The sequence below is a fragment of the Hydrogenophaga sp. 5NK40-0174 genome, from assembly GCF_040372165.1.
GTDB lineage: Bacteria > Pseudomonadota > Gammaproteobacteria > Burkholderiales > Burkholderiaceae_C > Hydrogenophaga.
Window position 1 is genome coordinate 401,867 of the sequence record NZ_BAABWG010000004.1, and the last position, 23,153, is coordinate 425,019.

The 23,153-nt window shown below is 55.8% G+C and carries 23 protein-coding genes; 22 read left to right on the forward strand and 1 reads right to left on the reverse strand.

Annotation, left to right across the window (positions count from 1 at the left end; genetic code table 11):
* Window positions 1-579 precede the first annotated feature (579 nt).
* The 10 genes from ABWV89_RS15275 (at window position 580) to ABWV89_RS15320 (ending at window position 12,178) form a co-directional block, all read left to right on the forward strand.
* A complete protein-coding gene (locus ABWV89_RS15275) occupies window positions 580-1,512 on the forward strand; it encodes a phytanoyl-CoA dioxygenase family protein (protein ID WP_353398574.1) in 933 nt (310 codons plus the stop codon).
* Between the two features lie 143 nt (window positions 1,513-1,655).
* On the forward strand, window positions 1,656-2,675 hold the full coding sequence (locus ABWV89_RS15280) for a 2-ketoarginine methyltransferase (protein ID WP_353398576.1): 1,020 nt from the start codon (window positions 1,656-1,658) through the stop codon (window positions 2,673-2,675).
* 1 nt (window position 2,676) lies between these two features.
* Window positions 2,677-3,831, forward strand: coding sequence for an aminotransferase class I/II-fold pyridoxal phosphate-dependent enzyme (locus ABWV89_RS15285; protein WP_353398578.1), 1,155 nt, complete (start codon window positions 2,677-2,679; stop codon window positions 3,829-3,831).
* Window positions 3,825-5,051 carry an ornithine--oxo-acid transaminase gene (rocD, locus tag ABWV89_RS15290; protein WP_353398581.1) on the forward strand — a complete coding sequence of 409 codons (1,227 nt, stop codon included), beginning with the start codon at window positions 3,825-3,827 and terminating at the stop codon, window positions 5,049-5,051. The genes ABWV89_RS15285 and rocD overlap by 7 nt, the downstream gene beginning before the upstream one ends.
* On the forward strand, window positions 5,011-5,943 hold the full coding sequence (locus ABWV89_RS15295) for an arginase (RefSeq protein ID WP_353398583.1): 933 nt from the start codon (window positions 5,011-5,013) through the stop codon (window positions 5,941-5,943). The genes rocD and ABWV89_RS15295 overlap by 41 nt, the downstream gene beginning before the upstream one ends.
* Window positions 5,940-7,139 (forward strand): MFS transporter, encoded by a 1,200-nt coding sequence (locus tag ABWV89_RS15300; RefSeq protein ID WP_353398586.1) that lies wholly within the window; start codon window positions 5,940-5,942, stop codon window positions 7,137-7,139. Before ABWV89_RS15295 ends, ABWV89_RS15300 begins: the two co-directional genes overlap by 4 nt.
* Complete coding sequence (locus ABWV89_RS15305) at window positions 7,123-7,860, forward strand: class I SAM-dependent methyltransferase (RefSeq protein WP_353398589.1); 738 nt, start codon at window positions 7,123-7,125, stop codon at window positions 7,858-7,860. Before ABWV89_RS15300 ends, ABWV89_RS15305 begins: the two co-directional genes overlap by 17 nt.
* Complete coding sequence (locus ABWV89_RS15310) at window positions 7,847-9,187, forward strand: NAD(P)/FAD-dependent oxidoreductase (RefSeq protein WP_353399279.1); 1,341 nt, start codon at window positions 7,847-7,849, stop codon at window positions 9,185-9,187. Before ABWV89_RS15305 ends, ABWV89_RS15310 begins: the two co-directional genes overlap by 14 nt.
* Complete coding sequence (locus ABWV89_RS15315; protein WP_353398591.1) at window positions 9,177-9,980, forward strand: NAD(P)-binding domain-containing protein; 804 nt, start codon at window positions 9,177-9,179, stop codon at window positions 9,978-9,980. The genes ABWV89_RS15310 and ABWV89_RS15315 overlap by 11 nt, the downstream gene beginning before the upstream one ends.
* A gap of 1,520 nt (window positions 9,981-11,500) precedes the next feature.
* Window positions 11,501-12,178: a DUF2971 domain-containing protein gene (locus ABWV89_RS15320; RefSeq protein ID WP_353398593.1), complete on the forward strand. Its 678-nt coding sequence runs from the start codon at window positions 11,501-11,503 to the stop codon at window positions 12,176-12,178.
* A gap of 321 nt (window positions 12,179-12,499) precedes the next feature.
* Here ABWV89_RS15320 and ABWV89_RS15325 read toward each other — a convergent pair whose 3' ends face one another.
* Window positions 12,500-13,594, reverse strand: a complete 1,095-nt coding sequence (locus tag ABWV89_RS15325) for an IS110 family RNA-guided transposase (RefSeq protein WP_353398596.1) — start codon at window positions 13,592-13,594, stop codon at window positions 12,500-12,502.
* Between the two features lie 219 nt (window positions 13,595-13,813).
* Here ABWV89_RS15325 and ABWV89_RS15330 point away from each other — a divergent pair, with 219 nt between their 5' ends.
* From ABWV89_RS15330 to ABWV89_RS15380, 12 genes are all read left to right on the forward strand, one after another.
* Complete coding sequence (locus tag ABWV89_RS15330) at window positions 13,814-14,320, forward strand: hypothetical protein (protein ID WP_353398599.1); 507 nt, start codon at window positions 13,814-13,816, stop codon at window positions 14,318-14,320.
* Window positions 14,321-14,949: 629 nt separating this feature from the next.
* Window positions 14,950-15,147: a hypothetical protein gene (locus ABWV89_RS15335; protein ID WP_353398602.1), complete on the forward strand. Its 198-nt coding sequence runs from the start codon at window positions 14,950-14,952 to the stop codon at window positions 15,145-15,147.
* A gap of 477 nt (window positions 15,148-15,624) precedes the next feature.
* The gene (locus ABWV89_RS15340) at window positions 15,625-15,876 is read left to right on the forward strand and encodes a hypothetical protein (RefSeq protein ID WP_353398604.1); all 252 of its coding nucleotides are present in this window, start codon (window positions 15,625-15,627) and stop codon (window positions 15,874-15,876) included.
* A 556-nt stretch (window positions 15,877-16,432) separates the two neighbouring features.
* Window positions 16,433-16,726, forward strand: coding sequence for a hypothetical protein (locus ABWV89_RS15345; RefSeq protein WP_353398607.1), 294 nt, complete (start codon window positions 16,433-16,435; stop codon window positions 16,724-16,726).
* Between the two features lie 50 nt (window positions 16,727-16,776).
* Complete coding sequence (locus ABWV89_RS18890; protein WP_502903227.1) at window positions 16,777-17,064, forward strand: DUF8617 domain-containing protein; 288 nt, start codon at window positions 16,777-16,779, stop codon at window positions 17,062-17,064.
* A 573-nt stretch (window positions 17,065-17,637) separates the two neighbouring features.
* The gene (locus ABWV89_RS15350) at window positions 17,638-17,883 is read left to right on the forward strand and encodes a hypothetical protein (RefSeq protein WP_353398610.1); all 246 of its coding nucleotides are present in this window, start codon (window positions 17,638-17,640) and stop codon (window positions 17,881-17,883) included.
* Window positions 17,884-18,360: 477 nt separating this feature from the next.
* Window positions 18,361-18,606: a hypothetical protein gene (locus tag ABWV89_RS15355; protein WP_353398613.1), complete on the forward strand. Its 246-nt coding sequence runs from the start codon at window positions 18,361-18,363 to the stop codon at window positions 18,604-18,606.
* A gap of 81 nt (window positions 18,607-18,687) precedes the next feature.
* Window positions 18,688-19,068: a hypothetical protein gene (locus tag ABWV89_RS15360; RefSeq protein WP_353398616.1), complete on the forward strand. Its 381-nt coding sequence runs from the start codon at window positions 18,688-18,690 to the stop codon at window positions 19,066-19,068.
* A gap of 91 nt (window positions 19,069-19,159) precedes the next feature.
* Window positions 19,160-19,903: an NAD(P)H-binding protein gene (locus ABWV89_RS15365; protein WP_353398619.1), complete on the forward strand. Its 744-nt coding sequence runs from the start codon at window positions 19,160-19,162 to the stop codon at window positions 19,901-19,903.
* A gap of 221 nt (window positions 19,904-20,124) precedes the next feature.
* Window positions 20,125-21,708 (forward strand): methyl-accepting chemotaxis protein, encoded by a 1,584-nt coding sequence (locus ABWV89_RS15370; RefSeq protein WP_353398622.1) that lies wholly within the window; start codon window positions 20,125-20,127, stop codon window positions 21,706-21,708.
* Between the two features lie 337 nt (window positions 21,709-22,045).
* Window positions 22,046-22,711, forward strand: coding sequence for a DUF4386 domain-containing protein (locus ABWV89_RS15375; RefSeq protein WP_353398625.1), 666 nt, complete (start codon window positions 22,046-22,048; stop codon window positions 22,709-22,711).
* A gap of 14 nt (window positions 22,712-22,725) precedes the next feature.
* A complete protein-coding gene (locus ABWV89_RS15380; RefSeq protein WP_502903228.1) occupies window positions 22,726-23,142 on the forward strand; it encodes a VOC family protein in 417 nt (138 codons plus the stop codon).
* Window positions 23,143-23,153 lie beyond the last annotated feature (11 nt).

Below are 23,153 nucleotides of genomic sequence, written 5' to 3' on the forward strand. Positions count from 1 at the left end.
CTGTCCTGCACGATAGTCTGACTCCAGAAGATGGAGCCTCGACTACGTTGTCGCCCAAGCCCCGTTTAAGGCTGGGCGGAAGGTGCAAACCGGTCAATAGACACGCACACGCCACCCATCTGCCAAAGCGACGGATATTGAGCGGGAGGGTGTTTTGAAATCCATAGCGATATGTTCGCGCATCTGGGGAGCTTGTACAAGTGCCCGCGTTGCGCAGGGCGTAGGCTATCTGCTCGTCGGTAAAGCGCGATTTCTGCATGCTCATACTCCTTGGCCGGTCTCGGCCTCGTATGAGCACCCTTCCTCTACTTATGACCTGTGTCGAAATCGCCGACCTACTTCAATGTCAAGTCTTACTTGCTGAGCACATAGCCAGCAGACCGTAGCAGTACCCATCTGAATGTAAGAGTGCTAAAGACAATATTGCTTCAGCACTCCTAGCGGCAGTACCGCGTTAGAGTTCCCTTTCGCTGTGCGGATCACACCTGATCTTCTGTCACAACCAGATCAGCGCATACTGAAACGAAGGGGGTAGGTTTGAGAAAATCGACGGCAACAACGTCCTGCAATGGGTACCTCGTGGACCCAAATATCCTGGGCGATCTTCGACCATCCAATGACGCACTAAACGATCCCGTTGAGCTAAATCGAAGAGCCGACGAAGATGGCTACATCTTTTTGCGCGGGCTAGTTCCGCCAGACGTCGTCTTGAAGGCTCGCCATGAAGTCCTTCTCAAGTACGCAACGGTCGGCGAGATTGACAGTACTCACCACGACGTCTTGAAAGGTGTCCTACGCTCGTCAAGTTACGTGGACCAGGTGAATCTAGAAGCACTTGTGGCATCGCTACGAACAGGTGCTTGGTACGAACGCGTCGTTCTCCACCCGAATCTAATCGCCTTCTATGCAAGTCTCCTGGGAGGTCCTGTAGTTGCCTTCGACTATAGGTGGCCAAGAATGATGAGGACGGGCGAAGGATGTGGGCTTCATGCAGACATTCCCTATATCGGGCGAGGTACCAAGCATGTCTGGACCTCATGGATTCCTTTGGGAGAAGTTCCCATATGCAATGGCCCTCTGATCGTGCTCCAGGGAAGTCACCGCAACGCTGCCCTGGATGACTATTTCAATACAGATGCCGCCAATCAACGTCTGGGATGGCTGGAGCGGGACCCAGGTGCATTGCAGGAGAGGGTCGGTGGACAGTGGCTTACAACAAACTTTGAGCCCGGCGACGTTCTAAGTTTCTGCGGCAGAACTGTTCACGGCGCCCTTGACAACAACCATCCCGATGGTGTCTGCAGGCTGAGCTCTGACACTCGTTATCAACTCGCGGACGATGCGCGCGATAACAGATGGTTTGGGGATGTTTCCAATCCGTATGGGGAAGACTACGAGAAGGGGCGGAGGGTCTTCTACCCCGGCATGGTAACGCTGGCAAACGGAAACTCCGACCTAAAAGAAGAGTGGAAGCCAGTCGACGAAGAAGGCCGCTTGGTCCTGAGTCGCTAGCACTAGGTCCGAAACCTAAGAGCCTCCAATTAACGGAAGTCCGAGAGAGATATGCAGTTCATTGACTGAACTGCTCATTGCCTCGTCGCCCGGCGAAGCTCTTCGAGGGCCTACAAATCATGAACTATCGAAGGAAATCCAGCATGAATGTTGAACAAGACCTAGTTGTTGCCATCGAGCCCATTCGACAGATGACCCTGGCCATATGTACAAATCACTTCTTCGAATCCGGCATCTATGCCAAGTTGGACGGCGCACCTTGCAGCTTGACTGAAATTTCGCAGCAGCTAAGCCTTGAGCCGAACCGCCTGGAGGGGCTACTCAACTACCTTCGAAACGAAAACCTCGTTTTTCAACAGGACGGAAAGTACGAGCTGACAGAGAGAGCAAGGCTGGTCGGGAAATACAAGGCTTGGTACACCATGCTCGTCGGAGGGTATACCGAGACGTTCGTGCAAGTTGGAGAGTGTCTAAAGGGACAAGGTCGATGGGCTACTCGCGACGTTGGAAAGGTAGGAATTGGCAGCTGTGGCATTAGCCACTATGACGCTATCCCTCTTACTCAGCGGTTGATGTCAAAGATGGAGCAGCCTGCCTCGACCATGCTGGATCTTGGTTGCGGAAATGCCATGTACCTCGTCGAATTCTGCAAGACGATGCCTCAACTCCGAGCCTGTGGTGTTGAGCCAAGCAAAGCTGCGTGTGACTCAGCTCAATCCATCGTATCCAAGGAAGGACTAGAGAACAGAATTTCTATTGTCAACAAAAGCGTGCGAGAGTTCTTGCAAAGCGAGGACGTCGATGAGCCTGATCTCTTGGTCCTAGGGTTCATTCTCCAGGAGGTGCTTGGCCAAGAAGGACGATCCGGCGTCATTGACTTTCTAGTTTCTGTACTCCGGCGGTATCCGAAGATCACACTGATCGTGATCGAGGTCGATAACCAGGTAAGCAACCCCACGGTGATGGAGCACAGGCTCGCCAAGGCGTACTACAACCCGTACTACCTAATTCACGAATTCACAGAGCAGCAACTGATGACAGACAGCTGGTGGGAAGAGCTGTTTGCGGAAGCAGGGCTGCAGGTTCTGGCGAAGGATCATCCTGATTCAGCAGTGGACTCCACCAACCTCGAGATCGGCTATCTGCTGCGCGGAGCCAACTGAGATGCAAAGGATCACCAGTGAACATTCACCATTGTCTTTTCTCTCTCAGCGCCTGGCGTACGCCAACCAAAACGGGATCGAGGCACTGAACCTTGTCGAGAATGTCCCCGTTTGGCCCGACGCGGCGAGACCAAAGGACCGGCAACGCGACAGCAACGACATGTTTCGCTATGCGCCAGCCGAAGGCGAATCGAGGCTCCGACAGCTCCTGCTCGATCGGGAAAGAAGCAAAGCCGGCAACGACCCATACCTGCTTGGCGAGAATAATTTGCTCGTCACAAATGGCGCCACTCAAGCCTTCGCGTTGGTGCTTGCCTTGGTCGAGCCGACTCGCAGAAAGATACTCTGCCAAAACTCGACTTTCGTCGGAATGGCATCGCTGATGAGGTCGAGGGGTTTTAGTGTGGTGCATTGCCCTCGAGGCATAGATGCCGTGACATGGATGGCGGAGAACCTATCCAATGATGTCGCTGCGATTTACCTAAACACGCCACACAATCCAACCGGATGTGCAGTACCTAAAGATGACATTTTGAGCCTAGCGGCCCTCGCTGAGAGGTATAGGTTGGAGCTAATTGTTGACGCAGTGTATGAGGACTATGTGTTCGACGGCCTTGACGCATCAATTCCTCGACTCCCACACTGTGATCACTTCTTCCTCATCAACTCAGTAAGTAAGAACTACGGCTCACCCGGATTGCGTATCGGTTGGGTTGTCGCATCGAAGAAGAACATAGATAGGCTGACGGGTGTCCTCGAAAGGGAATGCGTGGCTGTCTGTTCGATCGCGCAAAGCCGAGCTGCAGATGTATTGGAGAACGGCAACGTTTCTCTCGTTCATCATGTGGAGAGAAATCGCAAGGGGGTATTCGAGGCGCTTCGATCTGTAAGAGGCGGAGCCTTTGCGTCGACTTCTGCGGGGACGCAGGTCATGCTCCAGTGCGAAGTCGACGACATTGAAGCCTTTGCCGACTACTCTCTCTCCAAGTACGGTCTCATCTTGGCTACTGCGAGAAACTATGCAAACATCGCATCGCAGTCAGTACGAATTCCGTTGGGCGACGACCCTCGTAAAACTTCCGAGGGGATCAAACGTCTCTCAGATAGCCTACAGGCGTATGCGGATGACCACATCTATAGTGAGCGCCTATGCTGACAGGCATTGAAGTAGAAGGGTCAATCATCGCCGAAGAGCTTACATATGGTGCAACCAACTATGCAAGCTTGCCAGTTGTCCTTACAAAAGGGAAAGGCACGGAAGTTTGGGACATTCGAGGCAACAGATTCCTAGACTTCATGAGTGCCTACTCTGCGGCAAACCTTGGGCATTGTCACCCAAGAATCGTCCAAGTAGTTTCTGAGCAGGCCGCACGTTTGGGCGTGGTTTCCAGAGCCTTCCATCACGACAGGCTTGGCGCCTTCCTCAAGCGCGCATGCGATGCCACTGGAATGGACAAAGCACTGCCTATGAACTCGGGTGCGGAGGCGGTGGAGACGGCCATAAAAGCGGCAAGAAAGTGGGCCTACGAGGTCAAAGGGGTCAAGCCAGGCCGAGCCGAAATAGTTTGCTGCAATAGAAACTTCCACGGCCGCACGATGGGCATGATCTCCATGTCCTCTTCGACACAAAATCGATCGGGGTTTGGCCCATACCTTAGAGGGTTTCTGCATGTGCCATTCGGTGACGTCGACGCACTCGAGAACGCCATCACAAACAACACTGCCGCCTTCGTGGTCGAGCCCATTCAAGGCGAGGCAGGCGTAGTTCTCCCTCCCCCAGAGTACTTGCATAAGTGCGAAGAAATTTGCAGGCGGAACAATGTCCTGCTAATTGTCGACGAGATACAAACTGGCCTAGGTCGCGCAGGCCACATGCTTGCATGCAACGCTCAAGGGGTGAAGCCAGATGCGGTGTGCTTGGGAAAAGCTCTCGGTGGGGGGGTAGTGCCAGTTTCGCTGTTCTTGGCACGGCAAGAAGTTATGGACGTTTTCCAGCCAGGTGATCATGGTAGTACGTTTGGCGGCTACCCTATCGCTGCGGCAGTCGGGATCGAGGCTCTTCAGATAGTTGAAGACGAAAGTCTATGCGAGCGCTCTATGAGAGTGGGGAAATCGCTAAAGAGTAGGTTGGAAGAGATACGAGCGGATTCCATCGTCGAAGTGCGGGGGCAAGGGCTCATGATCGGCCTCGAGGTCAAAGGGGGTCGGAATCCCGCAAAGCGTCTTGCGCTCGCTCTTATGAGCAACGGCATCCTTTGCAAGGACGTCAATCAAACAACACTTCGTTTGGCACCCCCGCTGAACGTTCATGTAGACCATGTCGAGGAATTTCTCAATGTCTTCGCAGAAGAAGTTGCAAAACTCGAGTCAAGCTGAACTACGGCTGTTCGGCTACGCATGTGGAATTGCTGGTCAGTTCAGCGGAAGCAAGAAAGGTCCTGAGGCGGTCAAGGTCGCACTCTCTCACCTCCCGCGCTGGGACATGGACTTCCACTGGGCCGATTGGATTGAAGACACTCGATCTTTCTCAGATGTAAGCGCAACAGAAGTACTGGAGATCGTCTCTCGCCTCAACGACACACTGGCAAGAAGCGTAGCGGTGTCGGAAAAGAGCTCTGGCTTCCCAGTTCTCATAGGAGGAGATCATTCGGCAGCAGTGGGATTTTGGTCCGGTGTTTCAGAAGCAAGCAGACCATCAGGCAGCACTGGACTCATTTGGTTAGATGCGCATATGGATAGCCACACGCCGGAGACTAGCCCCAATGGATATGTCCATGGGATGCCGCTAGCTGCGTTGCTCGGATACGGGGATCCAAGACTTCGATCCCTACTCTCGGCGCATCCAAAAATGAGCTCGGAGCATGTTTGCCTAATTGGAACCAGGGACTTCGAGACTGAGGAGCGGGCGTTTCTTGAACAACGACGCATCCGCGTTTTCTACATGAGCGAGGTCAAAGAGCGCGGACTAGCCTCCGTCGTCGATGAGGCTATGGACATCGCCGGAAGTGCAAGCGGTGGCTATGGGGTCACGCTAGATTTGGATGCTCTTGATCCGCAAGATGCGCCAGGAGTCAGTACGCCTTCACCGGGTGGAGTTCGCTCTGTGCACCTCCTTCCAGAGTTTTACAAGATGCTGTCTAGCCCTAAGTGTGTTGGTTTGGAGATATCCGAATTCAACCCAGGGAACGACGTTGACGGGCGGACCATTGATCTCATATTGAATCTATTGAAGATTACGGCCACCTGTAGAGAGAGGTACTGTGCATGAATGTAGTTCTACCGATTGGAATCGCACTAGTCATGGTCGGTACTCACGGGTACGGTCTATTCCTCTTTGGCGCAATCCTCCCGGATCTACAAAGACTGTACAACTTCGACTACTCATTTGCCGGAGCGGCTTCCGCCACTTTGAATACGGCGTATATGGTAGGTGCTCTGTCGCTAAGCGCATTCGGGAGACGCCTCCCTGCCGAGCGCTGGTTCCTTATCTCAGTGGCAGTGTGCATCGTACTTCTAGCGCTCATTCCGTTAGTGCCCAATATGTATTGGATGATTGCGACGTTCATCCCACTCGGAATGGCTGCGGCCGTAAGCTGGAGTAGCACGGTCGGCGTGGTCAATGGCATACCAGGCCTGAACAACCGAAGCCTAATTTTGACTATCGGCGCCGGCGGTGGATCCCTCGGGATGCTCACCATAGGCCTGATGACGGGCTACGGGAAAGATCTACTGAGCTCCCACAAGCTTTGGTATTTGGGAGCTGCGGCCACGTTCCTTGGTCTAGCACTGATCTATCCACACATTTCGTTGCACAAGAAAGCTCCCCCCTCATCTAGTACTTGGGGCAACGTTGAAGAGTCACCTTGGACTGCTAAGAATGTCCAAGTAGGCGTTCTTGCTGTGTTGCTCTCTGGGCTTCTCGGGGCGACAGCTGTTCCGTTTACAACATATCTAAGCGCCTATCTGACAACTGAGGTAGGACAGCCAGAATCTGTAGCTAGCTCGGTATGGCAAGTGCTCGGCGTAACTGGGGCGCTTGCAGGGATGGTTATCGGATCCTTGGCAGACCGGTTTGACCACCGCAAGATTCTTGCGGTGCTCTTCCTGGGGTTTTCTGCAGCAGCGGCGTTACTGGCTGTTGATCCTACGTCTCAATTAGTTCCGCTTGTTGGAATTGGGCATGGAATCACACAGAACCCATTTTGGGGCCTAGTGGCGGCATATCTCGGGTGCTTCTTCTCAGCTTCTGCAACGATGCGAATCGACGCGCTTGGATTGGCAGCATTCGGTCTTGTTGGAGGAATGGCGAACTGGTCGATTGGGTTTTGGGTCGATAGCGGTGGGTCGCTCGAATCCGTTTATGCCGCCCTGGCCGTGGGCGCATTGGTCATGGTGGCGCTCACCGCTCTTGCGCCACCATCGAGCCTGAAAAAGGATGAGACCCTAAATGAACAAGCAGTTTGAGATGAGTGCCAAATACTACGACACCTTCTACAGCTACCGAACGTACTCGCAAGATGTAGAGGCAATCGAGGCGGTGATCGGTAGTATCGTCCCGCAAGCCGCATCAATCTTGGACGTAGCCTGTGGCAGCCACGAGCATGGAGTCTATTTCGATGATCGCTTCAAGGTCGATGGCCTGGATCTGAGTGAAAGGTTCATCAAGTTGGCAAAAGCGAAAACTGCAGATCGCCATTTTCCTGGCACCTACTACCATCAATCGATGGACGGATTCTCTATCGACAGTAGGTACGATGCCATCGTCTGCCTGTTTAGCTCGATTGGATACCTTCCAGATGTAGAGGCACTTCATCGCACCTTTCGGAGCTTTCGCGATCACCTGAATCCCGATGGAGTAGTCATAGTCGAACCGTGGCTTTCGTCAGCGAACATCGATTCATTTGAAACTTCCCGCCTTTCGACGCAAGATGAGATTCAAGTGGCGCGCCTATCTCGCTACAGAGTGACCGGCAAGCAGCTGACTCTTTGGCTTCACTACCTGGTAGGAGATGCTGCTGATGTTGACTATTTTGTCGAAGAACATCACATGACGCTCTTTTCCAGAGACGACTATGAATCGGCTCTTGCTGACAATGGATTTCAGTGGAAGTTCGACCCGGATGGTCTCTCGTCCAAGAGAGGTCTTTACGTTTGCACCAGGGGTGATGGCCATGGCGGAGGTTAGGCGTACGCCCTCCGAAGCAGGTACTAGCGCCTGGGACGAGTTCTACCTGCCTGGTCGCCAGTTCCCAAGTGTGACAAACGAAGAAGCCTGCGACTTTTTGGTCGTTGGAGGTGGATTTGCAGGCCTTTCGGCGGCGAGGGAGCTAAAGCTCCAAGACCCAACGGCCCGTGTCGTCGTCGTTGATGCACTTCGTATCGGTGAGGGCGCCTCCGGCCGGAATGCTGGCTTCATGATCGATGTTTCTCATGACCTAAGTTCTAGTGACTACGCTGGTTCCCTCGATAGTGATCGACAAACGATTTGCGAAAATCGACTCGCAATAGACTTCGCGATGACTGCAGCGCTTGACTACGAGTTCGAGCCTGACATCGTGCAGCGAAGTGGAAAGATCAATGTCGCTTGTACATCACGCAGCCTAGCTTTGGCGAGACGGTACGCCAGGCAACTTCGCTCTGCAGGCGAAGCTTGCAGTGAATTGAGTGCCTATGACCTCGCCGAGATCACAGGCAGTGACTTCTATCTGGGTGGTGTATCCACCCCGGGAACCGTCACGATTCAGCCCGCAGCTTTCATCAAGAGCTTTGCAGGAGGTCTTCAGCGAGATGGCGTTCGGGTATTCGAGTGCTCGCCAGTTGCTCGCGTACGCCGAGACGGGAAATGGCGCGTTGCCTTTGCGAACGGCGTGGACGTAACAGCGGGAAAAGTGATCCTCGCTACGAACGGACATGTTCAGGAGTTCGGCTACTTCACAAGGCAGCTTATTGACGTAACGACGTTTGCTTCTATATCAACGCCATTGACACCCGTACAAACTTCTGCGATCGGAGGACAGCGTTCTTGGGCCCTCACTCCAGCTGCGCCACATGGCTCCACAATTCGCCGAGTGTCCGGCGATGTTTATGGAGGTACCAGGATCTTCTTCAGAAGCGTGTTCAAAACATTCGGTTTGAATCGCGCCTCCCCCGAAGCCATTGCGTGTGCTCGTTCGGAACACCTCAAGGGAATGGTGAAACGCTATCCGAGTTTGGGCGACTTGGAGCTCTCACACACTTGGGCGGGAAGGCTATGCCTGTCAGGCAATCGCGGATCTGCCGTAAAAGAGGTGGCAGAGGGGCTGTTCACTGCCTGTTGCCAGAATGGACTCGGAACAGTTCGTGGAACGTTCAATGGCATTCTCGCGGCCCGCCTGGCCCTGGGGCTCTCGACCTCTGACCTTAAGCCTCATGGCTGGGCACTGCCGCAGACTCTTCCATCACGTCCATTGACGCAATTGGGGGTCTCCGCCTATTTGGCCTGGAAGCGAAGGGAAAGCCGTCATGAATGCTAGCCGTTCGGACTTGACATATGGGTCTTTCGGTTTCGTCGGTGTCGGAAAGTTGGCGGCTCAAATGGTCAAGGGCCTGCGCCGGGCTGGCATGCAAGGTCCAATTCATCTGCTCCCTCGAAGTCGATCGATATCAGACGAGCTGGCTCGTGATTGGGACTGTTCCATCTCGGAGAGTAGACATGTTTTTGCTCGCGACTGCGATGTCGTGTTCCTTGCATGTCATTCAAGGGATGTGCCAAATGCAATAGCAGGGATCCCCTTCACCGATGGCAATACGGTGATCTCTGCTGTCGCGAACTTGGCTGTGGACGTGCTATCCGAGCAGCTTTCAGGAAGTCCAAGCATTTACAGGGTCATGCCATCGATGGCAATCGAGTATGGTGTGGGGGCTATACCTGTTTATCCTGGCGCGGCGCCTGTGGAAAGGTTGCTATCCTTGCTCGGCGAGGTCATAGTCGCGCGAGACGAGTCGCACTTTGACGCATTGACTGCGGCAACGTGTTGCCATGGGTGGATGTACGCCATCCTGGACGAGCTCATCCAGGGGTTGCATAGGGGGGGGCTCACCGTACCCGAAGCGCGCTCGGCCGTTCTTTCCAACGTATTTGCTGCAGCACAAGTCTGTGTGCGTAACCCTCTAGTGCGCCCTAGAGATTTTGCGGATGCGATAGCAAAGCCGGGAACATACACTGGACTCGGCTTGAGTTACATAGAAGAACACCAAGGGCTATGGGCGCTAGAAGGCGCAGTCAGTGAAGTGCTTATTGCATTAAGGGAGCGCAAATTTGCCTAGGCAGCAGCATCCGGCGCAGAACATCGTCTGGGTGACCTCAGAGGGCGGCGGAGGCCCGAACTAAGCGGGCATTTCGGATACTCGAAGTCACTTGCTGTTCAGCCTGCTCGAGTGCTCGATTCCGGCGTCGCCATACTGTTCCGTTGGTTCAACATGTCGCGCAGGCTGGGCTTGGGAGGTCACGGATGGAAAACGACAAATACTCAGTAGGGGCATCGTCGCTTCTAATCAGCCTCGTTTCTGACTTTTTAGCGCGCTCGGAGTTGCGGTGGCGCCGGAAGCCCGTTGTTTGTGACTTTGCGATGGCTCCATTGCGCGACTAACCCGCCACAGGCCGCATGAACACAAGGCCGTAGTTTTTGACTCTATTGGGTGAGAACAGGTGCGGCTTGCCGCACCGTTGTCTTCGACAACGCCAGGCTTCTGGGTTTGGTGGACACTCATATTGCGGAGCAATGTGATGTGGCCACACAAGCCCGCGAGCTCTAGCAGTGCGTCACTGTCGAGTGACGACAGTGACGGACTTGTAGGTGCGGCTTGCCGCACCGTTGTCTTCGACAACGCCAGGTTTCTGGGTTTGGTGGACACTCCTATCGCGCGAAGCGCGATGTGATGTGGCCACAGCAAACCCCTCCGTGTGCACGAACAGCATTCGAATAAGTAACGACAATGACTGACTTGTAGGTGCGGCTTGCCGCACCATTGCCTTCAAGGGGCCAACGCCAGGTTTCTGAAGTGGTGGACACTCATATCGCGAGAGACCCGTCAGGCATTCGACCTGTCCGTTGCATATGCACAGCGCTATGCGCGTCAGCGAAACGGTACGCGTCGGTATTGGGGCGCAGCCGTGTAGAGTTGGGCAGTACGCCATCCGCGCGCGATGCCTGCCGACTTTCACGTTTCATGTATACCGTCGGATATCCGCGCTGTGAGTGGCTAAGTCTTTGATTTGTCGGCGTTCCAGGGAGGAAGCGATGACCATGTTATCCAGCAGCGTCCATGTTATCCGGCACTTGGCTGCCGTATATATCTAGTTAGGCTGCATATGGCGACGATCGCCTCGCTGTACGTTGTCGGGTCAGTTGCGATGGCAGCTGTGCTTATCGCAGACAACGTGCGCCTGCTCCGGCGCGGCGGTGTGGCAGATGCAAAGGAGAACGGGAAAGCTGTTGGATGGACGTTCTTCTTCATGATTGCCGAAATGTGGTGGGCCGGTACATCTGCCTGGGTGCTATTTCAGGGCTTGGTGCCTCCGCTTCTGCCTGTTCTGTATCTGGCGTACGTTGGCGTAGCGCTCCTATCGGGAGTCGTCGTTAACGCTGTCAAAGGACCGGTGCTCTCCTTCCCAGTTTGGCAAGTACGGGCCGGTCTCGCCTTTAGCGTCTTATTCGGGTTGACCACAATCTATGAGCTGGTGCGTATGTCGACCGCAAATGCAGCCTAACAGCGCGTTGTTGACCGACGCCTTCCGCTCGCTTCGCTGCGCATGCGGCGCGGCAAAACGCGAACGTTAGGCAACCATGAGTTCATCGGCAGGCCGCTTGTATCGGATCCTCAGCTTCGACCGCGTGGTCCAGATCTTCGAGAAGGAACAGTTGCACTTGGCGCATCCGTCGTCATGGGACGATCCATACGAGGTTCGCTTAAAACACAACCAAAGTCACCAGATCTTTGGTCAATGCTGGTGCACAAAGGGCGTATCGGATGCAATGTGGCGAATCTACTCACCCAACCACCTGGGTGTCCGTATATCAACAAGTACAAAACTACTTCGTCAACAAGTCGCGACCGTAGCCAGAGAGCGCGGCTACACCCTCCGCATGGAGTCTGTAAGGTACGAAAGTCAGTACAAGATAAACAAAGAGATTGCTGCACTTCGAGGCGACCTTCAGCAACATTTCGAAGTACAGCGCGCCATGGATGCGCTATTTCTCAAGAGAGAAGCGTTCGATCATGAAGCTGAGTTCCGGGTACTTCTACGTGCACCAGAGGCGAACCGCAAGACCGTGCTCGAGGGCATCAAGATTCCAATAAATCCTCACCGCTTAATCGATAGCGTGTTGCTCGATCCTCGAGCTCCACCAGAGCTAGTGGCTGCTTTCACTTACTACCTCCAACAAAAAATCGGCTTCAAGAAGCGCGTAGCTAGGTCTGTTCTGTACAAATCTACCGACCCATACGTCGTGGAAGGCGAGTAATGTCAAAAAGTTTGCCTAACTGGTCGTATATGGACTCCCCCTCAACAGCAAGGGACTGACCGATTGTTGACCTTGGGGTAAAGCACCTGCAGTCGTATATCCGGCATCTGTGGTGGGATCGTCAATGTCCCGTGGCGCCAAAAGAATCTGCGTCACCGCATCGCCACACGGTACAAACGGCTGCCTTGTTGGAGCCGGAAGAGTTATCGGCGTAAAGCGGTGTGGGAGGAACCCGGTTGGCCATGGTGGTCGATCAAACCCGTCGCAAGGTGAGATGGCGTGAAGTGGTTGCTGAGTGGGTGAGGAGCGGAAGATGAAGAATCAGGCCGGCATGACGAAGCTCTGCCGGTTTTGTTTTTTGTGGGCGATCCTGGTGGCGGTGGCTGTTTCGTCAAACGGTGCGTGGTCGCGCAGCGTGGCAAAGCAGATGCGGGCCAGCTTGTTGGCCAGGGCACAGGTGGCCTTGTTGTGGTTGGTGCGGGCCTGCACGTCGAGTGCCCACCGGCGCACCCCGATGAGATCTTTGCCGGCACCCTCGGCCACCTTGGATGCTCTGAGCACACTGCGCGCACCGTGGGTGAGCAGCATGCGCAAGTAGCGGTCGCCCTTCTTGGAGATGCGGCCGAGGTAGCGGCTGGAGCTGGAGCTGTACTCGCGCGGCGTCAGGCCGAACCAGCTGGCAAAGTGGCGGGCATCTTGGAAGTGGGTGACATCGCCCGAAGTGGCAGCCACCAGCGCGGTGGCGGTGAGCAGCCCGATGCCAGGCACAGAGAGCAGCAAGGTGCAGGCAGGGCTTTGGCGGGCGACGGCAGCGAGCTCGCGCTCAAGCTGAGCAATGCGCGCTTCGAGCAGGCGGATCTCTTCGAGCAAGAGGGTGCAGGTGTGGCGGATCAAATCAGGTACAGCCGAACGCGGATCGGCCAGCACGCGAGCCAGGGATTCGATGCCGGTGCGGGCGCCTTGGGAAATGGCTATGCCGAACTCGCGGCAAAAGCCGCGCAAGGCGTTGATGCGGGAGGTGCGGGTGCTCATCCACAGGGAGCGGGTACGGTGAAGACCCTGGATGGCTTGCTGCTCGACCGACTTGACGCGCACAGGGCGGATATCGGCCGCGCGGGCGGCTTCGAGCAGGGCAGCGGCATCGGTGGCGTCGGTCTTGTTGCGGCGAACGTAGGCGCGCACGTACTGGGCGGGCAGCAGACGCACCTCGATGCCCAGGGCATTGAGCCAGCGGGCCCAGTGGTGAGCAGAGCCACAGGCTTCCATGACGACCAGGCCGATAGAACGATTGACGAACCAGCGTTCGAATTGGGAACGCGTGAGGCGTTGTGTCTCAATCACGCGCCATTGATCGTCGGCTGCAGCGATTTGGAAAACGGATTTGGCCAGATCGACGGCCACAGTAGTAGCATGCATATCGGACTCCTTTCGTTTGATGAAGACCTGATCCCCACGCCAATGAAGACCAGTGCGCTGTTATGGCGCAAACAAACGGGGGAGTCCATCCCATCACTCAAGCGGAGCGCCAACGGTCGGCTACCAGGCCCGCGAGGCGCCGCTGGTAATCCTGCGCTTCGCGGGCCTGGCATCCAGCCGTCGTCACCCGCTTAGCTCGAACGGTAGACATCTCTTTCCATGAGCAACAAGCGAGATTTGCTGATTCACTACGACGAAGAGAACCAAAAGTTCATCTTCTATATGCTCGAAGCTTCAGACACTGCTGCGCTTCGGGCCAAGACATTTGATGGCGTCTGTCCCGAGGTGGCATTCTTCAAAGAAAGGGCTCCCGATGATGCAGAAAAAACGATGGGAAGCATGGTCTTTGCCGCTCTCGATCACGGTAGCATCAATCGCGTGAGCATCCGCGATTACAAATCAGAGTCTGAAGTCGCAATGAGAGAGTACGTGACCGAGCTAGAAGTCGCGGCCCAAAACAACGATCCAGAAGCTCAGTACAGCCTGTTCATGGAATATCACTCCAGAACAATGCGTAGCGGAAATAGCAGTGATCTTCAGCGCGCGGAAGAGTTGTTGATCGCTTCCGCCAATGCGGGATATGCCCCCGCAAAGAAGGCCCTTGATGATTGGACGCTTCTCAAGGCTGCGGCAGAATGGCGCATTGATCGTGGCCCATCTGTCTAACACAATAGTCGAGCGGGGCAGCCACACGCTGCGCTTGTGGTTACCTCCACGGTAGACATTTCATGCAGCAGCCTTTCTCCCTTGCACGTTCGGTTTACCGTTGGTCTGCATTTCTTGCGTTACCGGGTGGCCTGTGGGCGGCGTTCGAGATGTACGGGCTCACCTTGCGTGGGCCACAGATGCTGTTCTTTTCCGCCACTCATACGATGCCGCCATTGGTATTCGCGGTCTTCCTGTCCATTCCTATGGGCTTTGTATGGTTGGTTCAGTCGGTCATGGCTCTCGTCTACTCAGCATACCGAGCGCGTCTTGCAATTCCTCAGCGGTCACTTTTGATCTTCGTGGTCGCCATAATTTCGCACACTGTATTGCTCGCTGGGTACGAGTTTTGGTCAGGCAGCGCTTCATCGCAGGTCCCGATGTGTATTCTGGGTCTCATACTTGCTGGGCTTGCGGTACGTGAGGCGTGGCGCCAGCTCAGGTCGCCAATCCCTACGTACGAGGCGCCGATTGGTGAGTTCAATGCCTAACAAATCAGCCCAGCACGGACGGCTTACTGCCTCCGCTGGACGTAATCGGTAGACCGCATGATGTGGTGGCTTCACGCATTGGGACTTTTGAGTTCACTGGTGTTCGGAGCGACGTACGCATCGGGACCGGATGCGGCGTCTGTGCCGGGCTGGCAGATTGCGCTGGCTTTTCTCGGTGGCGCGATAGCTCCTTACGTCGTTGCCTTCGGTTGGGTCATCCTGGTGGCGCCCCCCGATGTTCGCGAGATGTTTCGCCAGTGGCGCGAGCGGCGCGCCGCTGGTCGCGGCAAGGAGTAGAGAATTGGTGAATGTAGTGAAAGTAGAGAGTGCCCGTGGCGGTGGTCTGCGGTCTAGCCAGTTTGCCCTCATGCCGCAATACGCCTGGTCATGCCTCGCATGTGGGTCGACCAACGAAGCAACGTTATCGTCATGCGCTGTGTGTGGTTGCCCATCGCGGTGCACGATGCGTGAAGTTGAGCGTTGTCGTGCAAGCCACCTGGCAACGGGGGCGGCCGTTGGTCCGTCCGCCGGGCTTCTGCGCGAAAGCACCAGTGCCGCGCGCATGCAAGTTTTGCTTGGCGTCATGGGCCTGATTCTGGGCGCTGTTCCTTTTGCTCGCCCTCTCTTTATGTGGTTGACGGAAAATTTCAATGCCAATATCGAGTCAAATGAGAGCTAACAAATCGGCCCAGAACGGACGGCTTTCGACCTTCGCTGGCTCCAGTCGTTAGGCGTATGGACATGGCAAGGACTTCTGCAGTCTCGAAGCCAGTCTTGCTGACCGCAGTCGGCTATGGAGTCTGGTTTGCTTTTAATTTGGCGATAGCAATTGCGGGGTTCGGCGATGGAGGCGTGAGTTCTCATCTTTCGTTGCTGTTCACTGGCTTCCCGGCCGCGCTCGCTTCCTTGGCGTTGCAACACGCGAGCGTAGCCGCCGTCGTGGTGGCAGGTATTCTTGGTCTTTTTCAATGGGTTGTCGTGGCCTGGCTTTTCGCTTTGAGCAAAGTTGGTGCTCGTGGCGCCTAAAAAGCTGGTCAACCGCACACTTAAATCGGTGCGCGAATTGAGTGGTGTTCGCAGGCGCTCCGGTGCCGGTCACTTTTGATGTTAGAGCTAAATGAAAAGTGTGCTCCTTGGAATGCTTGGCGCAGTCGTGGCCCTCGTGGCAGCAGCGATGGTCTATCCACAGTACAGTGACTATAGGGCCCGTGCACAAACCGATAGCTGGCTATTTACGGTGGAGGAAGTCCAGCGCAAGGTTGAGACAAACGCCGAGCGTAAGAGATCCCTAGTAGGCGCTGGCACTGGAGTGGAACGCCCAAAATTCCTTCCATCCATCGCCCCCGAATATTTCAGGGTTACGAATGACGGAATCATCTTTGTGAAGGGTGGCCGCGATGGACAGCTCGTCGTCCTTATGCCAAGTCTCTCGGGATCAAAAATCACTTGGGCCTGCATTGGTGGGTCATTGAGGACCATGCCATCGAGGTGCCAGAATGTGCCCTAACCCCCTTATCGGGCGGTGGAACAAAGCGACCTTTGGCCACTATGTTCCGCGGCTCTTGTCAACCGATAAACCTCAATGAAGTTCCTTGCACCTTGGTACGAGACCAAAGACGAGGCTCTGGTCGCTGAACTGCATAGGGAACTGCCGGAGGGGCATGTCTTGCACGGAAAGCCGGTCAAAGCAATGGGCCGTAGGGAAGATAGAGACCAGGCGCTGTTTGCGCTGCAAGATGGAACCGGGCGACTCGCCGTTGTGCATTTGACATTCCAGGTAGAAACTGATGTCAGCTGGCCTCGATTTTCAATGTTTGGAAGCGAAGCTGAGTGGATTGAAAGGATGGAGGTTGATCATGGCGAGTTCGAGGCTTAGCTTATCGGCCCAGAACGGACGGGCTACGGTCTCCGCAGGCCTCATTCGCTATGTTTTGGGAAATCTCACGCGATGTCTTTGAAAGACTGATCGTGGGAAGCAAGTTCGCCTGCGATTGTGGTCATACTGTCTGTACGAACAGCTTTGAAGGCCACGGAATTTTTCGCCTTATATCGGACAACGAAATTGATGCCCTTAGCGACCCGATCAGCGTCCGAGAAGTCACCGAACTCTGGAGTCGATCCCCAGAGATGATTCGGTGCAAAGGGTGTGGTTGCTTATACCAGTGGGACGGCATCAGCCAAGAATATGTTCAATACAAACGAGTGTCTTCATAAAGATAACTGGTCCGCCCAGTCGGGCGAGCGACATCGGGTTGTGGCTTCTCAGCGTGTGCTGCTTGCCGCTCTAAGCCAATGCAGGGCGTCACCATGAAGAAGCGCTGGGTTTCGCTCATCGCCGTGGGGTCACTGGCACTGGGAGTTGGTGGGGCCACGTGGTTCTGGAATCACTTTTATTCCCAGTTCATCCATTTCTCCTTTGTCACTCGCACTGAGGCTGACATCATCACAAGGGTAGCGGTCTTGGAGCACATTCGCGCCGGACAGATAGCTGATGCAACAGCGCTTCTTGAATCGCAGCTGGACGGAGACCTTATAGGTGCCGGTGCGCTTGCGCGAGATGGCACAAAATTCAAAGCCAAAACGGGTCGTGCTGTAGCCCTTGAGGCTAGGGCGCGGGCAGAGTCGGGCTATAGGCCCATCGGCAGTGATGTGAACAACGCAGTCCAAGAAGCACTCCGTTTGGTGCCCGCAGCTGTCGCGGATGCCACCGTCCAACCCGTCGCTCCTGAGGGACGCTCCGCCGGCAAGAAGGCTTCGGGTTCCTGAGCTAGCACCCTAGAGTTATCAATGAACAAACGCGAAAGTAAGGAAACCGAAGCAGCTTTGCGTGACTTTTCGGTTTTGATCCAGCGGCGGATCAAGGAAGACCTCAACTTCTGGAAGCACCGAAATCCCGCGGAGGCGAAAGGCCGGGAAATGGCCTATCGTTCCTGCTTGTTTGAGCTAAACGAGGCGCTCTCCAATCATGGTTTGACCATGGGCGATATGGGGCTGGGCGGGTATGAGGTCCCTGACACTGATGTACTTGAGTAATTCCAACAATTCGGCCCGATGCGGCCGGCCTCCATCGTTGAAGCGCTGATGTTCAATCTGATTGAAAACTTGCTCGACTTGTTGCAAGTGCTCGGTGTATCGAAGTGGGCCTGGTTGGGATTGGTTTTGGGCGCTGGCGCAGCTTTTCTTTGCTGGCATCTCCTCAGTGAGGCGTCAGCGCGTGGCGTCTTCAGTGCGTTGGCATTTGCGGTCCCCTTTGCCCTATGTGTATGGCAAGAACTCCGCGATGACGAACCGTAGTAAAAAGGTAGCTTGTGCGTTGTGCGACATCGCGCTTTCAACAATCGACCCAGAGCGGTCGGTCTTCATCGTTAGGCATCAAGGAAAGTCATGCACTGTTTCAACCATCCAGATCGAGTGGCAATCGGCTCTTGCAAGGGCTGTTGTAAGGGTCTTTGCGGTGAGTGCGCGGCAGATATGGGCCATGGCCTTGCTTGCAAGGACAAGCATGAAGGCATGGTAGAGGCCTATAACGCCATAGTGACTCGAAACGCCAAGGTCTACTCTGAGGCACAGAAGGGAGGTAGCTTGATCTTGCCCGCTTTCTTCGCATTCATGGGGGTCATGCTGATCGGTACAGCGCTTTTCTCGGGTCGCAGCGTGAACAGCTCCGGGGTTTTGATGGGTGCCGGTTTCATTGTCTTCGGCATCATCTTCCTGCTGTACAACCGCAGGGTGTTCGGCTCACGCAACAATGCCTGATCTGTTGCTCAAGTTCGCTCCGGCAGCCAAGACTGTCTGCGCGGGACGACCACTTCGGGTCCGCCCGTTGTCAAAGCGGTCATGAAGCAAGTCAAGATTCTTGTCGGAGTGGTTGCAGCCGTCCAGCTGGGCGTGTCGTTGGCGCAAACGTATCTGCCACAGCCTTTGCCCGGCAATGAGGGCCGTGTGGTCATTGGCACTTGGAAACTCATTGAGCCGGACATCGCTTGCACTCGCAGCATTGAGCGGCTCCATGAAAATTACTATATGGTCGCTCGATGCTCTGAGGGCGCTGGAGTTGATGGTACGAAGGGGCTTCCCATCGAGAAGATCTCTGAGCGTATCTACCAAAGCCAGGCCGGCGTGACGTACGAGATCCAAACCGACGGTATGCTCTTCGTGGTCAAGAAGGGAAGTGTTGACATGCGGGGAACGCCGCAGGCAGAACTTTGGCCGCAATGACACCAGATCAACCGCAGCTCATGTGGCCTACAGCCTCTGCCGGCCATATTTCTTGTATGTGCTCCGAGCCTGGAACGAGCAACTTCTCCCTATGACCCAACCCACAGCGATTCTCCTGGGTGCCTCCGGCTCAGTTGGCCAGGTGCTGCTGACAGAAATTCTTCGTTCAGGAAAGTTTGGCAAAGTCATCGTCCTGGCCAGAAGTTCAATCGGTGCCCAGCGGATCGATGGCACTCCTGTGGTCGAAGTCCTGGTGCCAGAAATGGACGCGACCAAACTGCGCCAAGCCGTCGTCGATGCGTTGGCTGATGAATCGACCGAAGTGGTGGGGTTCAGTGTTTTGGGTGTGGGCGCAGGCACAGCCAAGCTCTCACTGGCGCAACACCGGGCCATCGATGTGGAACTCAATTCAGCGTTCGCCGCCGGGTTGAAGGTATCGGGCAAGGTTCGCCACCTGGCATTCATGTCGGCCATTGGCGCCGACATCAACGCCAGGGCGAGCGGTTCAGGCGCTGCGGGAATGCCGCGGTATGCGCGCGTCAAAGGCGAAGCGGAGCAGGCTGTGCGCGGTCAAGGGCTCGAAGTGGTGAGCATCTTCCAGCCTTCCGTGATCATCGGCTCAAAGCACACACCCAAAGTGATCGCCGCGGCATTCTCGGCGCTGTCGTTTTTGATGCCCGCAAAGTACCGCGCCATTCGCACATCCGAGATTGCGCGTGCGATGGTGGCGGCCGCGTTGGACAGACCGAAGAGCAGCGCTGTCTACACCTATGCAGAGATGAAGGCACTCGCTCGCAGAATCGAAAAGTGGCCAGGTCTGAAGAGTCAATCTTGAATGGCGGATCAAGTCTGGCTGAAAGCTGAGCGCCAGATCAGCTCTTAAGTCGGTAGCAACAACGGTTTCGCCCTTTCGGCCAGCGGACTCGAAAACTAAAGGATGAACAGAGGGCTTTGGGCACCTTTGTTTCTTGAAGTCGGCAGGGTAGAAGCCGGATAGTCTTATCACTACTGTTCCGAGGCGTACCACGCCCGGAGAACTCCAGCGATGAGGTATTTATGTTTGCTATGTCTTTTCTCCAGGGACTCAGGACGAGAACCCAGCTGCTGTTTTCACATGGTCTGTTGGCCTGTTTGGCTGTAGGCACCGGCGTGGCCGGTGTCATCACTCTGACCAGTCTGCAGAATGACTATCTGGGCTATGTCGAGGGCACGGCCAAACGGCTGGCACTGGCCAACGAGGTGCTGGAAGCCACCAATGCTCGGGCCATCGCCGCACGCAACCTGGTGCTGGTGTCGGCCCCGGAAGACATCGCGACGGAAAAAGAAGCTGTGGAGCACTCGGGAAAGGCGCTGGAGGAAGCGCTGGGCCAACTGGAGGCCCGGCTGACCAGCACAGCGGGTGTTTCTCCGGCCGAGATGGCCGCCTTCAAGACCTTTCAGGAGGTGGAGAGCCGATATGGCCCGGTGGCAACTGCCATCGTCAGCAACACCCTTGCTGGCAACAGGGAGGTCGCCATCACCAGCATGATCGAGGAGTGCCGTCCTTTGCTGGCCGAGCTGCTCTCGGCCGGACACGCTTACCTGGACCTGGTGACAAAAGAAGCGGCTGGTCAGGCTGGCGAGGAAGCACAGGACGCTACGGTTTCCAAGAACTTCATGATGGCGCTGGCCATCATCTCCAGCATTCTCAGTGTGATGCTCACCTGGATTCTGGTCAGGTCCATTGTCGGATCGCTGGGCGCGGAGCCGACGCAATTGGCCACCTTTGCAAAAACCGTGGCAGCCGGTGATCTGAGCGAAAAGAACGAGGGCAGGCCACAGGGCTACCCCGCCAACAGCGTCATGGCTTCCCTGGTGGAGATGCAAGCCAGTCTGTCGCGCATCGTCCGGGACGTCAGAAATGCATCCTCCTCCATTGCCGACGGCTCCAGCGAGATTGCGCTGGGCAATGCGGACCTGTCTCAACGAACCGAGCAGCAGGCCGCCAACCTGCAAAAAACGGCCGCTTCCATGGAGCAACTCAATGGAACCGTGCAAGCCAATGCCAGCACCGCGCGGCAAGCGGTTCAAGTCTCGAGTGCTGCCAGCCATTCCGCTGAACAAGGTGGCCGCATTGTCACTGAAGTCATCGAAACCATGGAAGGCATCTCCCAGACGTCGAGCAAAATTGCAGACATCATTGGTGTCATCGACGGCATCGCATTCCAGACCAATATCCTCGCGCTCAATGCGGCCGTGGAAGCCGCCCGCGCGGGCGAGCAGGGCCGAGGGTTTGCCGTTGTGGCGGCAGAAGTGCGAACGCTGGCACAGCGCAGTGCGAATGCAGCTCGCGAGATCAAGGATCTCATTGGCGGCAGCGTAGAGCGCGTGGAAGTCGGCTCCCAGCTGGTGAGCAAAGCTGGCACGAACATGAATGAAATCGTCACCCAGGTCAAGCAGGTCACCACCATGATCGGCGAGATCAGCTCTGCCACCGATGAACAAAGCACAGGTATCGGGCAAGTCAGCACAGCCGTCGCGCAGCTGGACTCGACAACCCAGCAAAATGCCGCCCTGGTCGAACAAAGCGCTGCCGCATCTGCCAGCTTGAAGCAACAGTCCGAGAAGCTCGCAGGATTGGTGGCCGTTTTCAAGATCTGAGTGCGGCCTGCGAGGCCGGCCCGTTCGCGGCCAACGCGATGAGGTTGCCTTGATGGGGCGCGGCGTGGTGCAGAGTCGTTCAGCCACACACGCTCCTGGCAGACGTGGATGGCTTTCCTCGTCACACAACGACGGCCACACCATCCCGGTGCGGCGGACAATCTCCCACAACCACAAAGTTGCCTGGGGTGAATTGAACGACATGTCAGCATGAGGCGACCACATGCGAACTCGTTGGATGGGACTTTAGCCAGCGGGCAGCCGACTCACACCTGGTCTTCATCCCGTTTCCCTTGCGCCTCTTGACCGGAGGCCTGGAGGACGCGACGATGATCTCATGAGGAGAGCTCTTGTCACCACTTGGTCCATCCACCTCGCTGCGTTGACGGTGGGCCTGGCTTTCATCTCCTCGGTGGTCATCGTCACCATCGTGGATGATTTTTTACTTCCAAACTTCGTGGTGCCCGGCGACACAGCGGCTTTGGCCCAGGACATCGAGGCCAAGCCAACGGCTATCTGGTGGGCAGCTATTGGCTACCTGTGCGTGTTGGCGCTGGACGCGATCATCGGCCTTGCGCTCTTTGTGGTGCTGTGGCCTGCCAGCAAAGCGCTTGCCAAGGCAGTGGCTGTGTTCAGGTTGCTCTATGTGGGGGTTTTGGTGTTGGGCATCGTCGCCTTGCTGGTGCGTGCGGTGGATGCACATGGCTATGCTTCATTCAAGCAGGTGGGCTATGTCTTTTTCGCTCTGCACATCTTGCTGCTGGGCTTTGCGGTATGGAAGTCGGGCTACTTGCCCAAGTGGATCGGACTGCTGCTGTTGTTGGCCTCTTTGACCTACGCCACCTTCTTTGTTGACTTCGGGCTGTCGGAGGCGATGAAGGTGTTGACGATGCTGGTCATGGCCGTGGCAGAGCTGTCGCTGAGTGCCTGGCTGCTGATCAGGCGCAAGACCTTGCCTGGTGGTCCAGGAGGGAGACTTGATGGTGATGCAGAGGGTCCTTGAAGGAGAAATTGTCGATGTCAAATGAACTGCCTGTGCTCAGCCATATCACGCTGGGCACCAACGATTACGAGCGGTCCACCCGCTTCTATGACGCTGTGCTGGCACCACTGGGTTTTGAGCGCGTTCCCAAACCTACCGGCAAACCGCCGCTGTATGCCAAGGGCGAGCAGATGCCGCAGCTGTATTTGTACAAACCCATCGATGGGCGGCCAGCCACCTGGGGCAATGGCACCCATGTGGCCTTTCTGGCTGGTACGACTCAGGCCGTCGACGCCTTTCACGCGGCCGCACTGGCTCACGGCGGCATGGATGAGGGGCTGCCAGGGATTCGTGAGCACTATGGCCCCAACTACTATGCGGCCTATGTGCGTGACCCGGATGGCAACAAGCTGCAGGCGGTTTGCTATATCGGGTCTTCGTCGCCGAACTGACGAGGGCGTTG

Bases quoted from the DNA above. Each gene is read 5' to 3' on its own strand.
- ABWV89_RS15280 (WP_353398576.1), top strand. From the start codon at position 1,656: ATGAATGTTGAACAAGACCTAGTTGTTGCCATCGAGCCCATTCGACAG.
- ABWV89_RS15285 (WP_353398578.1), top strand. From the start codon at position 2,677: ATGCAAAGGATCACCAGTGAACATTCACCATTGTCTTTTCTCTCTCAG.
- rocD (WP_353398581.1), top strand. From the start codon at position 3,825: ATGCTGACAGGCATTGAAGTAGAAGGGTCAATCATCGCCGAAGAGCTT.
- ABWV89_RS15295 (WP_353398583.1), top strand. From the start codon at position 5,011: ATGTCTTCGCAGAAGAAGTTGCAAAACTCGAGTCAAGCTGAACTACGG.
- ABWV89_RS15300 (WP_353398586.1), top strand. From the start codon at position 5,940: ATGAATGTAGTTCTACCGATTGGAATCGCACTAGTCATGGTCGGTACT.
- ABWV89_RS15305 (WP_353398589.1), top strand. From the start codon at position 7,123: ATGAACAAGCAGTTTGAGATGAGTGCCAAATACTACGACACCTTCTAC.
- ABWV89_RS15310 (WP_353399279.1), top strand. From the start codon at position 7,847: ATGGCGGAGGTTAGGCGTACGCCCTCCGAAGCAGGTACTAGCGCCTGG.
- ABWV89_RS15315 (WP_353398591.1), top strand. From the start codon at position 9,177: ATGAATGCTAGCCGTTCGGACTTGACATATGGGTCTTTCGGTTTCGTC.
- ABWV89_RS15320 (WP_353398593.1), top strand. From the start codon at position 11,501: ATGAGTTCATCGGCAGGCCGCTTGTATCGGATCCTCAGCTTCGACCGC.
- ABWV89_RS15325 (WP_353398596.1), bottom strand. From the start codon at position 13,594: ATGCATGCTACTACTGTGGCCGTCGATCTGGCCAAATCCGTTTTCCAA.
- ABWV89_RS15330 (WP_353398599.1), top strand. From the start codon at position 13,814: ATGAGCAACAAGCGAGATTTGCTGATTCACTACGACGAAGAGAACCAA.
- ABWV89_RS15345 (WP_353398607.1), top strand. From the start codon at position 16,433: ATGAAGTTCCTTGCACCTTGGTACGAGACCAAAGACGAGGCTCTGGTC.
- ABWV89_RS18890 (WP_502903227.1), top strand. From the start codon at position 16,777: ATGTTTTGGGAAATCTCACGCGATGTCTTTGAAAGACTGATCGTGGGA.
- ABWV89_RS15350 (WP_353398610.1), top strand. From the start codon at position 17,638: ATGAACAAACGCGAAAGTAAGGAAACCGAAGCAGCTTTGCGTGACTTT.
- ABWV89_RS15355 (WP_353398613.1), top strand. From the start codon at position 18,361: ATGGTAGAGGCCTATAACGCCATAGTGACTCGAAACGCCAAGGTCTAC.
- ABWV89_RS15360 (WP_353398616.1), top strand. From the start codon at position 18,688: ATGAAGCAAGTCAAGATTCTTGTCGGAGTGGTTGCAGCCGTCCAGCTG.
- ABWV89_RS15365 (WP_353398619.1), top strand. From the start codon at position 19,160: ATGACCCAACCCACAGCGATTCTCCTGGGTGCCTCCGGCTCAGTTGGC.
- ABWV89_RS15370 (WP_353398622.1), top strand. From the start codon at position 20,125: ATGTTTGCTATGTCTTTTCTCCAGGGACTCAGGACGAGAACCCAGCTG.
- ABWV89_RS15375 (WP_353398625.1), top strand. From the start codon at position 22,046: ATGAGGAGAGCTCTTGTCACCACTTGGTCCATCCACCTCGCTGCGTTG.
- ABWV89_RS15380 (WP_502903228.1), top strand. From the start codon at position 22,726: ATGTCAAATGAACTGCCTGTGCTCAGCCATATCACGCTGGGCACCAAC.